This is a genomic window from Paraburkholderia sp. MM5482-R2 (assembly GCF_050436125.1).
Taxonomy (GTDB): domain Bacteria; phylum Pseudomonadota; class Gammaproteobacteria; order Burkholderiales; family Burkholderiaceae; genus Paraburkholderia; species Paraburkholderia tuberum.
Window position 1 is genome coordinate 2,320,222 of the sequence record NZ_JBNDLP010000003.1, and the last position, 13,208, is coordinate 2,333,429.

Annotated in this window: 9 protein-coding genes; 6 read left to right on the top strand and 3 right to left on the bottom strand. The window is 67.4% G+C overall.

The genetic code is table 11. The features are described from left to right. Positions 1 to 6 precede the first annotated feature (6 nt). From bcsZ to OKW37_RS32680, 5 genes are all read left to right on the top strand, one after another. A complete protein-coding gene (gene bcsZ, locus OKW37_RS32660) occupies positions 7 to 1,194 on the top strand; it encodes a cellulose synthase complex periplasmic endoglucanase BcsZ (protein ID WP_184065256.1) in 1,188 nt (395 codons plus the stop codon). Then, positions 1,185 to 5,915, top strand: a complete 4,731-nt coding sequence (locus OKW37_RS32665) for a cellulose synthase subunit BcsC-related outer membrane protein (protein WP_429403397.1) — start codon at positions 1,185 to 1,187, stop codon at positions 5,913 to 5,915. Before bcsZ ends, OKW37_RS32665 begins: the two co-directional genes overlap by 10 nt. 573 nt (positions 5,916 to 6,488) lie before the next feature. After that, positions 6,489 to 9,149, top strand: coding sequence for a response regulator (locus OKW37_RS32670; protein ID WP_429403398.1), 2,661 nt, complete (start codon positions 6,489 to 6,491; stop codon positions 9,147 to 9,149). A 209-nt stretch (positions 9,150 to 9,358) separates the two neighbouring features. Next, positions 9,359 to 9,685 carry a transposase gene (locus OKW37_RS32675; RefSeq protein WP_184065265.1) on the top strand — a complete coding sequence of 109 codons (327 nt, stop codon included), beginning with the start codon at positions 9,359 to 9,361 and terminating at the stop codon, positions 9,683 to 9,685. A 155-nt stretch (positions 9,686 to 9,840) separates the two neighbouring features. Beyond that, complete coding sequence (locus tag OKW37_RS32680) at positions 9,841 to 10,107, top strand: hypothetical protein (protein ID WP_184036397.1); 267 nt, start codon at positions 9,841 to 9,843, stop codon at positions 10,105 to 10,107. Positions 10,108 to 10,135: 28 nt separating this feature from the next. Here the strand turns inward: OKW37_RS32680 and OKW37_RS32685 are convergent, their stop codons facing one another. Genes OKW37_RS32685 through OKW37_RS32695 form a run of 3 tightly spaced genes read right to left on the bottom strand, consistent with a single transcriptional unit; the run spans position 10,136 to position 12,552 of the window. Beyond that, positions 10,136 to 11,509, bottom strand: coding sequence for an ATP-binding protein (locus tag OKW37_RS32685; protein WP_429404348.1), 1,374 nt, complete (start codon positions 11,507 to 11,509; stop codon positions 10,136 to 10,138). A gap of 8 nt (positions 11,510 to 11,517) precedes the next feature. Further along, positions 11,518 to 12,231 carry a response regulator gene (locus OKW37_RS32690; RefSeq protein WP_429403399.1) on the bottom strand — a complete coding sequence of 238 codons (714 nt, stop codon included), beginning with the start codon at positions 12,229 to 12,231 and terminating at the stop codon, positions 11,518 to 11,520. Positions 12,232 to 12,258: 27 nt separating this feature from the next. Next, positions 12,259 to 12,552 (bottom strand): EF-hand domain-containing protein, encoded by a 294-nt coding sequence (locus tag OKW37_RS32695; RefSeq protein ID WP_184065271.1) that lies wholly within the window; start codon positions 12,550 to 12,552, stop codon positions 12,259 to 12,261. A 247-nt stretch (positions 12,553 to 12,799) separates the two neighbouring features. Between OKW37_RS32695 and OKW37_RS32700 the strand changes: the two genes are divergently transcribed. Then, on the top strand, positions 12,800 to 13,138 hold the full coding sequence (locus tag OKW37_RS32700; protein WP_429403400.1) for a hypothetical protein: 339 nt from the start codon (positions 12,800 to 12,802) through the stop codon (positions 13,136 to 13,138). Positions 13,139 to 13,208: the final 70 nt, after the last annotated feature.

Consider the following 13,208-nt stretch of genomic DNA (forward strand, 5'->3'; position numbering starts at 1 on the left):
ACTCGAATGCGGTTTCGGATCAGCAGAAGAACCTCTTTTGCGCTCGCGCTCGGTATCGGCATGACGGCGTCGGCCAGTCTGGCGGGTTTGAGCGGCGCCGCTCAGGCCGCGCAGAACGGCGCTGCATGCGGCGACTGGGGCGCCTGGCAAAGCTTCGTGCAACGCTTCGTCCAGGCCGACGGCCGCGTGATCGATTACTCGACGCCGGCCCAGCAGACCACCTCGGAAGGCCAGTCCTACGCGCTCTTTTTCGCGCTGGTCGCCAACGACCGCGCGACCTTCGACAAGCTGCTCGGCTGGACCCGCGCGAATCTCGCGGGCAACCAGTTCGACGCCCAGAACCTGCGGCTGCCCGCATGGCAATGGGGCAAGAAGCCGGACGGCTCATACGGCGTGCTCGATCCGAATTCGGCGTCGGATTCCGACCTCTGGATCGCCTACGATCTGCTGCAGGCGGGCCGCCTGTGGCACAACCCCGCCTACACGCAACTGGGCCAGGCACTCGCCGAGCGCATCGCGCACGACGAAGTCGCGAATCTATCTGGCCTCGGGCCGATGCTGCTGCCGGGGGCGCAGGGCTTCAGGAACGGCAACGTCACGCGTCTGAATCCGAGCTATCTGCCGCTGCCGGTGTTGCGCGCGCTCGCGCACGAGGTGCCGGACGGCCCGTGGGCCAAGCTCGCCGACAACGCTTATCAGTTCGTCAAAACCGTGTCGCCGCAAGGCTTCGCGCCTGACTGGGCGGCGTGGCAGAACGGTCGGTTCGTCGTCGATCCGAAGAACGGCGACGTCGGCAGCTACGATGCGATCCGCGTCTATCTGTGGGCCGGCCTCGCTTCGCCCGCCGATCCGCTCGCGAAGCCGTGGCTGGGCGCGCTCGGCGGCATGCGCGCGAAGGTCGCGCAGAACGGCTTCCCGCCGGAGAAGGTGTCGTCGACCACCGGCGCGGCGAGCGGCGAAGGCCCGCTCAGCTATTGGGGCGCGCTCGCGCCATACTTCAAGACACTGGGCGACGAGCACGGACTCGGCCTCGCGCGCACGCGGCTCGCCGCGCTCGATGCGAACGTTCCGGGCCGTGAACCGGTGTACTACGATCGTGTGTTGGGTCTGTTCGGCACGGGTTTCATCGATGGCCGCTATCGCTTCGATGAAGCCGGCGGTCTCGTGCCCGCCTGGAGGACCGCATGCGATTGAACGCCCTCGCCGGGTCGCTGCATATCGCGCTGTGCGTCGGCGCGCTCTTGTGCGCGGCCGCGGCCGCGCCCGATGCGCTCGCGCAGGCGAGCAAGGATCCGCTGACCGTGCTGATCGATCAGGGCAAGTACTGGCAGTCGCATCAGCGCGGCGACCTCGCCGAGCAGGCCTGGCAGAAGGTGCTCAGCATCGATCCGAAGCAGCCCGACGCCCTGTTCGGCATGGGCATGGTGCTGGCCGACCGCAAGGACGGCGCCGGCGCGCAGCAGTACCTCGCGCGGCTGAAGGCGGCCGCGCCGAATTATCCGAATCTCGATGAGCTCGGCCGCCGCCTTGGCGAAACGAGCCCGCGCGACCAGACCATCAGCGAGGCGCGCCGGCTCGCGCAAGCCGGTCAGAGCGCGAGCGCGGCGCAGGAGTATCAGCGCGCGCTGGCCGGCAAGCCCGCCACGCCCCAGTTGCAGCTCGAGTATTATCAGGCGCTGTCGGCGACGCCGCAAGGCTGGGACGAAGCACGCCGCGGCCTCGAACAGCTCGCCCACGACAACCCCAACGACCCGCGCTTCGCACTCGCGTACGCGCAGCATCTGACCTATCGCGACGTCACGCGGCGCGACGGTATCGCGCGGCTGCAAAAGCTCGCGGGCGACACCTCGGTCGGCGCGGCGGCGAAAAAGAGCTGGCGCCAGGCGCTGCTGTGGCTCGACGCGCGGCCGTCGGACGCCGCGCTGTACGAGTCGTACTTCCAGACCGCCGGTGAAGATGCCGCCGTGAAGGCGCGCTTCGATTCGATGGTGCAGCAGGACAGCGCGGCGCGCGCCCGCGCGCAGGAAAACGCCGCCGCCGACGCGCGCGGCCGCGTGATCGCCGACGGCTTCGCCGCGCTCGACCGCGACGACATCGTGAGCGCGCGCGCCAGGTTCACGTCGGTACTCGCGAACAGTCCTAACGATACCGACGCGCTCGGCGGCATGGGCATCGCCGCGCTGAAGCAGGAGCGTTTCGCCGAGGCCCGCAACTACCTCGAGCGTGCCTCGCGCGGACCGAATCCGGCGCGCTGGAAAACCGCGCTCGACAGCGCGACCTACTGGACCTACACGAGCGAAGCGATCGGCGCGCGCAGCAATGGCGAGTTCGCGAAGGCGAAGGCACTGTTCGAGCGCGCGATCGCGCTGAATCCGTCCGACGTGACTGCCCAGGTGCAGCTCGGTGAAATGCTGCTCACGACCGGCGACCCGGCCGGCGCCGAGCAGGCATACCGGATGGCACTGCGCCGCCAGGCCGACAACCCGGACGCGATTCGCGGCCTCGTCGGTGCGCTCGCCGCGCAGGGCCGTGCCGACGAGGCGCTGCAGTTCGCCAATCAGCTGAACGCGCAGCAACAGGCGAAGGTCGGCGGCATCGACCGTTTGCGCGGCGACGCGCAGGCAGCGCAGGCGCGCGCGGCCGAAGCGCGCGGCGATCTCGGCAGCGCGCGCAGCCTGTTCGAAGACGCGCTGCTGAACAAGCCCGACGATCCGTGGCTGCGGCTCGACCTCGCGCGCATCTACGTGCGCCAGGGCGCGGTCGCGAATGCGCGCAGCATGATGGACGGTCTGCTCGCCGCGCATCCGGACATGACCGATGCGCTGTACGCGAGCGCGCTGCTGTCGGCGGAAACGCAGGACTGGTCGACCGGTCTCGCGCAGCTCGACCGTATTGCGCCCGCACAGCGCACCGATGCGATGACGACGTTGCAGCATCGGCTGTGGGTGCATCGGCAGGCCGACCTCGCGACGCGCATGGCGAAGAACGGCCAGACGCAGCAGGCCATCGCGATGTTGCGCGCCGCCGAGCCGGTGGCCGGCAACAACCCCGAATTGATCGGCGTGATCGCCGGCGCGTACCAGCAGGCCGGCGACCCGGCCCGCGCGCTCGCACTCGTGCGCGGCGCGATGAGCGCGGCGCCCGGCAACACCGATCTGCTGCTGCAATACGCGAGCATTCTGTCCGCGGCCAACCAGCAGGCCGAGCTCGGCGCCGTGATGCGCCAGTTGCAAGGCATGCAACTGACGCCGCAGCAGCGCACTGACTTCAACAACCTGAATCTCGGCATCGTCATCCGACAAGCCGACGCGGTACGCCTGCGCGGCGATCTCGCGAGCGCCTACGAGGTGATCGCCCCGTGGCTCGCCGCGATGCCCGACAACCCCGACCTGCAGGCCGCGCTCGGCCGCATGTATGCGAGCGCGGGGGACGACCGCAACGCGCTCACGAGCTTCCGTGTCGCGCTGCAGCGCCGCCCCGACGATCTGAATCTGCTGCAGGCGGCGATCTCGGCCGCGGCCGGCGCGAAGCAGTTCAGCTACGGCGAAACGCTCGCGAACCAGGCGCTCGCCCTCGCGCCCAACGACCCGGGCGTGCTCGCGACCGTGGGGCGCATGTATCGCGCCCAGGGCAAGCTGTCGCTCGCGTCGACCTATCTGCAACGCTCGCTGGTCGCGGCCAATACACCGCTGGCGGCGAACGCGCCCCGCAACGCAGGCACCAACGTGCCGCGCGGCTGGGAAGCGGCGATGAACCAGATCGGCGCGACGCCGCTGCCGGGCACCAATCCATTCGAAGGCAAAACGGCGATCGTCCCTTCGGGCGACGCCGGCAATGCCGCGCGTCCCGCGCTTCCGTTCCTGAATACGCAGTCTTCCTCGCCGACGCAGACCGTGCCGAACTATCCGCCGCCCCTTCAGCCCGCGCCGTATGTCGCGCCCTATACGGCGCCCGCCGCGACGCCTTATAACGCGCCTGCCGCACAGCCCGCGCCGGTCGCCGCACCGTACGGAGCGCCCCGCTCCGCCGCCGAGGTCGGCGGCTACGGACAGGAATCCAACGGATCGAGCCAGTCGGGCGCGCCGTTGCAGCCTTATCCGGGGCAAGGTCAGGCGCCCGGGCAGCCGATGCCGCGGCAGCAGTACGACGCGGGCTATGCGCAGCAGCAGCCCTATGCGCAGCAGCAAGCGTATCCGCAGCCGCAGCCTTACCCGCAGCAGCAAGCGTATCCGCAGCAACCGGCATACGGGCAACCGGCGTACGGGCAACCGGCATACGGGCAACCGGCGTACGGGCAGCAGCCCTACGGCGCGCAGGACGGCTATGCGGCCACACCGTGGCCTATGTCGCCGGCCGCGCGCCAAGCGCAGGCCAACGCCGCGTCGACGACGGCGCTGCCGTACGGATCGACACGCACGAGCACGCAGAAGAGCGCCAAGAGGAGCACGGCGAAAACGAGCCAACCCGCGCCCGTCTACGCGCAGCCGCCGCCGTATCCGCAGCAGCAGGGCTACGCGCCGCCGTATCAGCCGTACCCGCCGCAACAGCCCTCTCAACAGCAGCCTTACCCGAACCAGGGCTACTACGCGCAGCAGCCGTACATTCCGCAACCGCCGGCCGGCTACGCGCAGCCGTACTACCCGCCCGGCAGCAACGCGCAGAACAACCCGCAGTCGAACGTCGCGAACGCGCAGACGCTCGGCGTCGCCGAGGAGCTTGCGCAGGTCAATCGCGAGCAGTCGAGCACCGTGTCGGGCGGCCTGATCTTCCGCAATCGCGTCGGCGAGGACGGACTGTCGTCGCTCACCGACATCGAGGCGCCGATTCAGGGGCGTATCAAAGCGGGCAACGGTCACGTGGTCGTGACCGCGACCCCGGTCACGCTCGACGCAGGCACCGCGTCGAACAGCACGTCGACGCTCGCGCGCTTCGGCGCGGGGCTTTCGACCGCGTCGTCGAAATCGGCGGCGCAGAACGGCACCAACAACTACGGCAGCCAGACCGCGAGCGGTGTGGGCCTGTCCGTCGGCTATGACAGTCGCAGCATCAGCGGCGATATCGGCGTGACGCCGATCGGCTTGCGCGAGACCAACATCGTCGGTGGCGCGCAATACAACGGCGGCATCACCGACAAGGTCTCGTACTCGATCGCGGTCGCGCGACGCGCGGTGACGGACAGCCTGCTGTCGTACGCGGGCGCGCGCGATGCGGCCGCCGGCCTCGAATGGGGCGGCGTCACGTCGAACGGCGCGCTTGCCAGCCTCAGCTGGGACGACGGCACGAGCGGCCTGTATGTCAACGCGTCGTATCAGCACTACATGGGCACCAACGTGCCGAGCAACAACGCGATCAAGGGCGGCGGCGGCGTCTATACGCGTCTGGTGAAAGACGCCGACCAGACGCTGACGGTCGGCGTGAACACGACGATCATGGGCTACAACCGCAATCTGTCGTACTTCACTTATGGCCAGGGCGGCTACTTCAGTCCGCAGCAGTACGTGATCCTGAATCTGCCGGTCGAATGGTCGGGCCGCACGGGCCTGTTTACATATGACGTGAAGGGGTCGATCGGCGTGCAGCATTATCGCGAGGATGCGTCGAACTACTTCCCGCTGAACGACGGCTCGACGCGGCAAGGCGACGCGGCGGCCGCCGCGCAATCCCTCGGCAACGGTCTGACCGCCGTCTACCCGGGTCAGAGCAAGACCGGCGTGTCGTATTCGATCAGCGGCGTCGGTGAATATCAGCTCGCGCCGCAGCTCGCGGTCGGGGCGACCGCGTCGCTCGGCAATGCCTATGAATATCGCGAGTGGCTCGCGGCCGTGTACGTGCGCTACAGCTTCAACAAGCAGACCGGCTTGCAGCCGTTCCCGCCGGTGCCGTTGACGTCGCAGTATCTGTCGCTGTCCAACTGACGGACGCACTCGTTGGGTGAGGTCGCGGCTTGCATTCGATGAATCGCAAGCCTCGTCGCCCCCGCCCTCACTTTCGTTCGCACTCCATTGCATAGCGCCGGCCATGCTCGAGATAGCCGGCCTCGTGGCTGCTCACGAGCTCGACGGCGGGTTTGGGGAGTGGATATCGTGTGATGTTTTCCTTCGCCATCGTACGGTGCGTTCCATTGAAGTTCGAAGCTCGCGCAGGAATCGGGGACGGCAGCACGATTCGCACCTGACAGCGGGCACGACCACGCCCTACGCGAAGGTATCGAGCCACGCCGGAAATGCGGGCGCTTCTTCCGCTTTCGCCGCGCAGCAGACGCGCCTCGCGGTAAATGTCGCCCGCGCATCGAACGAGGTGCCAAATTGGTACGGTTTCGGACACGGGTGCTTACCCGGCAAAACCCCGAATAGCGTCTGCGATGCATCACCGATAAGGCGTTGTGCCCTACAATATTTGGGGTTCGCGAGGCTGCGCAACGCGCGCGAACCTTCGAAGCTTCGGTCAAGAGCCAATCATTTTCGACGTGATTTCACGTGGAGCGCTGCATGCCTTTTCCGGCACAAGACTGCGGCTGCGCTGGCTGGCGCGGCGAGATGGCGCAACGCATCAGCGAATTCGACTGGCGCGCCACCACCCTCGGCGCGATCGAAAACTGGCAGCGCAGTCTGACCTCGACGGTCCAGATGATGCTCGCCTCGCCGGTGCCGCTCGTGCTGTTGTGGGGCGAGCCCGGCTACATGATCTATAACGACGCCTATGCGGTCTTCGCGGGCGGGCGGCATCCGTATCTGCTCGGCCGTCCGGTCGAAGACGGCTGGCCCGAAGTCGCCGATTTCAACCATCACGTGATGGTCACCTGCCTCGCGGGCGGCTCGCTGTCGTATCGCGACAAGGCGCTCATGCTGCTGCGCGACGGCAAGCCGGAAGACGTGTGGATGGATCTGTACTACAGCCCGGTCGCGGGCGACGGCGGCGCGCCGGCCGGCGTGCTCGCGATGGTCGTCGAGACCACCGGGCGCGTGCTGACCGAGCGGATGCGCCAGCAAGCCGAAACCGAATTGCACGAGACCAACGAACGCCTGCAGCTCGCTCTGAACACCGGCGCGGTGCTCGGCACCTGGGTGCTCGACGTGCGCACCGGCGAGGTCACGGGCGACGAACGCTTCGCGCGGACCTTCCTGTTTGCGCGCGATAAAGCGTCGAAGGGCGTCGCGCGCGATGCCGTGACGCAGATGATCCACCCCGACGACCAGGCGCTCAACGACCGCCTGACCGCCGAAGCGATCCGCAGCGGCGAGCCGTTTCGCGCCGAGTACCGAATCCGGCGGCCTGACGGCGGCTATATGTGGGTACAGGCGAACGGCCGCTGCCAGTTCGATGAACACGGCGAACCGACGCGCTTTCCGGGCGTGCTGATCGACATTCACGATCGCAAGATCGCCGAACAGCAGCTTCTTCAGTTGACCGAAACGCTCGAGCAGCGCGTCGCCGATTCGATCGCGGCGCGCACGCTCGCCGAGGAACAGCTGCGCCAGGCGCAGAAGATGGAAGCGATCGGCAGCCTGACGGGCGGCGTCGCGCACGACTTCAACAACGTACTGCAGGTGATCAACGGCAATCTGCAGATGCTCGCCGCCGACGCCGACGACGACCCGGTCGCGCAGCGGCGTCTATCCGCCGCGACCGATGCCGTCAAACGCGGCGCGAAGCTAGCCGCACATCTGCTCGCGTTCGCGCGGCGTCAGCCGCTGTCGCCGACCGTGCTGAATCCGCGCCGCCTGCTGACCGGCATGAGCGAGATGCTGCATCGCGCGCTCGGCGAAACGGTGCGGATCGACACGGTGCTCAGCGACGATCTGTGGAACGTGCAGGTCGACCGCAACCAGCTCGAAAACGCGCTGCTCAATCTCGCGATCAATGCGCGCGACGCGATGCGCGCCGACGGCGTGCTGACCGTGCGCGCGACCAACCGCACGCTCGACGCCGCGTTCTGCCGCGGCAAGCCGGAGTTGTCGCCCGGCGAATACGTGGAGTTCTCGGTTGCCGACACCGGCTCGGGCATGCCGCCCGAAGTGCTGCAACGCGTGTTCGAGCCGTTCTTCACGACCAAACCCGACGGCCACGGCACCGGCCTTGGCCTGTCCATGGTGTTCGGCTTCGCGCGGCAAAGCGGCGGGCATGTGTCGATAGAAAGCGAAGTGGGACACGGCACCACGGTGTCGCTGTTCTTTCCGCGCTGCTGCGAGGCGGAGACGCCGGAGACCGTCGATGGCACCGCGGCACCGGTCGGCGGCGGCGAAACGATACTCGTCGTCGAGGACGATGCCGACGTGCGGCTGACCGCGGTCGAAATGCTCGCGCAGCTCGGCTACAAGGTGCTGACCGCGTCGAACGGCGACGCGGCGCTCGAATTCATCGACAGCGACATGCCGATCGATCTGCTGTTCACCGACGTCGTGATGCCCGGCAAGCTGAAGAGCGTCGAGCTCGCGCAACGCGCGGCCGCGCGCAAGCCACCGCTGCCTACGCTGTTCACGTCGGGCTATACGCGCGACGAAATCGTCCACCACGGCAAGCTCGACGCCGGTATCACGCTGCTGTCGAAGCCGTACCGGCGCGACGATCTTGCCCGTCTGGTGCGTAACGTTCTACGCGCGGGCGCCGCGCGCGCGGACCTCGCGGCCGGGATGCGCGAAGCGCGTATCGCCGCATGCGTGCCGCCCGCCGCGTACGAAAGCGCCAACACGTGCGCCACTGCGAAGGGCCCGCGGAAAGCGTCGAACAAAGAGCCGAAGAAAAAGCCGCACAAGCCGATCCAGCCGCGTGGGGCCCACGAAGCCGCGCGCGTGCTGTTCGTCGAGGACGACACCGAATCGCGCGAGGCGCTCGGCGAACTGCTCGGCGCGTTGGGCCTCGCTTGCACCGCGGTCGCGAGCGCGGAAGCAGCGTTGCCGCTCGCGAACACGCAACGCTACGACGTACTGTTGACCGACCTCACGCTGCCCGGCATGTCCGGCCACGAACTCGCGCGCGCGGTGCGGCAAGTGCAGCCGGAGATACGCGTGCTGCTGGTGTCGGGGTACGGTCGCAGCGCGGAGATCGGGGCGGCGATTCCGGGTGCACGGCTACTCGGCAAGCCGCTCGATATCGCGCAGTTGCGACACGAGTTCGCGCAATGGCTCAACCACACCGAAGCGGCGTCCTAGATGCTATGAGGGAGAGCAGCGTCAGCTCCTTCAACGTGGTCGCGGTAATCCCCGGCGCGTCGCAGATGAAGGTTTGAAAAGCAACGCTAGCATCATCGGACGCGAAGCAATCCGCGGTTCAGCGGACCAAACCCCGCGTAAATCCGGAATTAGAAGGAACCGCCCAAACCGTAAGATCGACATAAACCGGTCAGTCAGGTGTTCGCGGCATGCTAGATCTTCCTCTTTCCGATGACGCCTGGGCGCGCATCAGTCATCTGTTCAAGCAGGACCCGAAGAAACGTCTGGGCCGGCCCGCGCGTCCTCCGCGCGAGATCCTGGACGCGATTCTGTGGGTCGTCACGCGCAACGAGAAATGGCATCGGCTGCCCGGCACGTTTCCGCCGTCGCAGACGTGCTACATCAGGTGGCTGCAATGGCGCCGCACGGGCTTGATGAGCGCGATTCTCGACGAGCTCGGCCAGAGCGGTTGCGCGCTTGCATCGGCGTCTCGCGCGGATTCGGCGCCTCCGGCGGGGTCGACTGCCGACGCCTGAAATCGCGGCCTGGAATGGCATATATTGTTGGTAAGGATGAGTACCGCAACGGCGCAGCCCCGATCTGCATCAGCCGCGCGGGTGCGGGTATGATGCCGGGCGCGGTGCCCGCCGCACCCGCTTCCGATGCCGCATTTTTTGCCACGAGAACCATCATGCCTGCCCAACACGACGAAGCACCCGGCGCTCACGACACGACGGACAAGCCGAAACGCAAGACGCTGTCCATGTCCGTGCGCAATCTCCTGATGGTCGCCATTGGCGTCGTGATGTTCACGATCGTGTCGGGCGTCGTGCTGTACAACCCGATCATGTACGGCGACGAGATCCCGAACTTCGGCATCATCCTGATGCTGACGGTGCCGGTCATCGCGGGCGTCGCGTTTCGGGTCGGGCTCGACGCGTGGCTCGATCGCGAGTGAGCGGCAAGAACGCCACGTCCTCATCCCATCATGCCGCCTCGACCGGCAATACGACCCACACTTCGAGGCCGCCGCCGTCGCGCGGATGAAACTGCAGGCCGCCGCCGTGCAGCCGCGCGATCCGATCGACGATCGACAGCCCCAGTCCCGTGCCGCCGCTATGCGCACGCGCATTGCGGCCGCGCTGGAACGGCGCCTTCAGCTTCTCCAACTCCTCCGCCGTCAAACCTTTACCGCGATCGCCGACCGCAACCGTGACCGCGTCCTGCGTCGCCCACGTGCGCACCGCAAGCCCGCTGCCGCCGTAGACGATCGCGTTCTGCATCAGATTCATCAGCAGCCGCATCATGCTGATCGGCCGATATCGAACGGCCGGCAAGCTGCCCAGCGACAGGTCGAACTCGTGCCCGAGCCCCGCGAAGTCGCCCGCGAGCCGTTCGATCAGCGCATTCAGATCGCCGGGCTGCGCTTCCTCGCGCTCGCCGCTGCCCGCGTAATCCATGAACTGCTGCAGAATCGTCTCGATCTGATCGAGATACGATTCGGCGGCGATCACGAAACTGCTGTCGGCCCCCTGCGGCATCGCCATCGCCATCGACAGGCGCAGCTTCGTCAACGGCGTGCGGATGTCGTGCGAGATGCCCGCGAGCATCAACGCGCGCGTCGCTTCGGCGTCCTGTAACGCGCGCGTCATCTGATTGAAAGCGCTGCCCACGGCGGCGATTTCGGCGGGGCCGTCGGTGGGCAGCGGCGCGGGCAGGTCGCCGGCGCTGACGCGCCGCGCCGCTTGCGTGAGCTCGTGCAATGGTTCGTTCAGGTGCAGCTGGATCGCGTAGCCGGCGAGCGCGGCGAGCACGCCGAGACCCAACGACAGGAAGATCGCCGCTTCGAGGCCGCTGCCCTGCGCGTCCTCGGGAACCGGCAGCGCGATCCAGTATGGCGCGCTGGCCAACGAACCGGCCGCGTGGTCGGACCCGGCAGCCGGCGCATGCATGCGAATCCACAGCCGCTGCGCGCCCTCGGTCTGCCACCGCACGGGCATATCGGCGGGCAGATGCTTTTGCAGGCTGTCGATGAAAACGCCGCGCTGATAGGTGCTGTACACCCGCAACAGATCGTGCGGCGGTGTGTCCGTCGCTTCGGGCGGCAACTGCTCGCGCGCGTCGAGACGCGCGGTCAGCGCCGCGCGCGAGGCGGGCGGAGTGGCCGCGAGCAGGTTGTCGAGCGTCGTCACGTAGGTCGCGAACACGGCCGCCGCGCGTTCGACGCGTGGCCGCTGCACGTAATGCAGCAGCACGACGATCGAGCAGATCTGGCTCAGCATCACCAGCGCGATCAACAGCGCGATATTGCGCGCGAGCAGCGTGCGCGGCAGCAGTGCGCGCGACAGTGAGCGCGACAGTGAGCGCATCATGATTCGACATCGGCGACGAGCATATAGCCGACGCCCCAGACGGTGCGAATGAAACGCGGCTTCGACGGATCGTCCTCGACGATCTGCCTCAGCCGCAGCACCTGTACGTCGATGCTGCGATCGAGCGCGTCATGGTCGCGCCCTCGCGCACGCGCGAGCAGGTTGTCGCGGCTCACCGCACGATTCGGCGACGACGCGAGCGCGACCAGCAGCAGCATCTGCGCGGAATGAATCTCGAGCGGCTCGCCCGCGCGCGACAGCTCCTGCTTGCCGATGTCGAGCGTGAAGTCGCCGAAACGCACGCGCTGCGACGTCAGCGTGAGGTCGCCCGCGGCCATCTTCTGGCGGCGCAGCAACGCATTGATTCGCGCCACCAGTTCGCGCGGCAGAAACGGTTTCGCGAGGTAGTCGTCGGCGCCGGTTTCGAGGCCGGTCACGCGATCGAGCGGATCGCCCTTCGCCGTCAACATCAGGATCGGCAAGGTCTGCCCTTGAGCGCGCAGCTTCGCGCAGATCTCGAGGCCGTCCTCTTCGCCGATCATCAGATCGAGTATCAGCAGGTCGAACGGCTCGCGCTCAAGGTAGCGATTCAGGCGCTTGCCGTCCTCGGCCGCGCGCACGTCGAAGCCATGACCGCGCAGAAAGCGCAGCAGCATGTTGCGCAACTCGGCTTCGTCGTCGAGCACGACGATCCTGGCGGGGCGTTCCATCCGAAAGCTCCTCGATAACCGAGCCGCTCAGTGTGCGGCCCCGCGTTCCTGCATGAATGCCTCGATCTGCGGGAGCGTGATGTAGCCGGCCTTCTGCGTGTCGATCTCGTCGAAATGACGCGCGAGCAGCGGCATGCCGGCCGCTGCCTGGTCGCGCGTCAGCTTGCCGTCGTGGGTGGTGTTCGCGCTTGAAAAACGCGTTTGCAACTGCTGCTCCATGCGCTCCATCCGCTGCTGGCTGATACCTTGCGGCGCGGCGGCCTGAGCGAACGCGACGGTGGACGCGCAGCACAGCAGCACGGTGGCGAGCAACTTCTTCATGACTGACTCCTTCGGTTGGAACATCGACCGTCGCCTGCCTGGGTGCCGCGAGCCGTTTCGATGACAGGCCGAATTGTTGGTCAGACGCCGCGCGATCGCAATTCGAGAATCATGTCGAATCATGTCACGGCACCGGGTGCCGCTGCAGCGTGACATCGAACGAAATGAGTTCGCGGTTTCGTTTTGCGGGCCTGCTGCGTATCGTTCCGTCTGCCGTTCGTCGGCATTCACGTATCAGGAGTCCCAAATGACTATCCGTCTCGCCTGCGCCTCGACTTTCACCGCCATCGGTCTCGCCTGTTCTTCCGCTGCCTACGCGAGAGTCGTGGTGTATCTGCCCGCCGCCGTGGTCTACGCGCCGCCGCCGCGGCCGGTCTACTACCCGGTGCCGGTCAATCCCGTGTACGTATCGGCACCGCCTGTCGCCGTGCCTGTGGCGGCCGCGACCATCGTCGCGGCGCCGCCCTGGCAGCCGGCCAGCACGACGGCCGCCACTGCCGTGGTCGTGCCGCCCGCACTCAACTATGCGGTGGTGCCCGCGCCGACGGTCAGCTATGCGCAACCGCTCGTGATCGCGCCGCGTTGAAAGCGCGCGCCGGGCCGTCGCGCGGGCGGTTTCGATCGCCCCGAGACCGACCCACGCCGTTGACTCAGCA

Coding starts and splice junctions, on each gene's coding strand:
- OKW37_RS32695 (WP_184065271.1), bottom strand. CDS start 12,552: ATGAAGAAGTTGCTCGCCACCGTGCTGCTGTGCTGCGCGTCCACCGTC.
- bcsZ (WP_184065256.1), top strand. CDS start 7: ATGCGGTTTCGGATCAGCAGAAGAACCTCTTTTGCGCTCGCGCTCGGT.
- OKW37_RS32670 (WP_429403398.1), top strand. CDS start 6,489: ATGCCTTTTCCGGCACAAGACTGCGGCTGCGCTGGCTGGCGCGGCGAG.
- OKW37_RS32700 (WP_429403400.1), top strand. CDS start 12,800: ATGACTATCCGTCTCGCCTGCGCCTCGACTTTCACCGCCATCGGTCTC.
- OKW37_RS32665 (WP_429403397.1), top strand. CDS start 1,185: ATGCGATTGAACGCCCTCGCCGGGTCGCTGCATATCGCGCTGTGCGTC.
- OKW37_RS32675 (WP_184065265.1), top strand. CDS start 9,359: ATGCTAGATCTTCCTCTTTCCGATGACGCCTGGGCGCGCATCAGTCAT.
- OKW37_RS32680 (WP_184036397.1), top strand. CDS start 9,841: ATGCCTGCCCAACACGACGAAGCACCCGGCGCTCACGACACGACGGAC.
- OKW37_RS32690 (WP_429403399.1), bottom strand. CDS start 12,231: ATGGAACGCCCCGCCAGGATCGTCGTGCTCGACGACGAAGCCGAGTTG.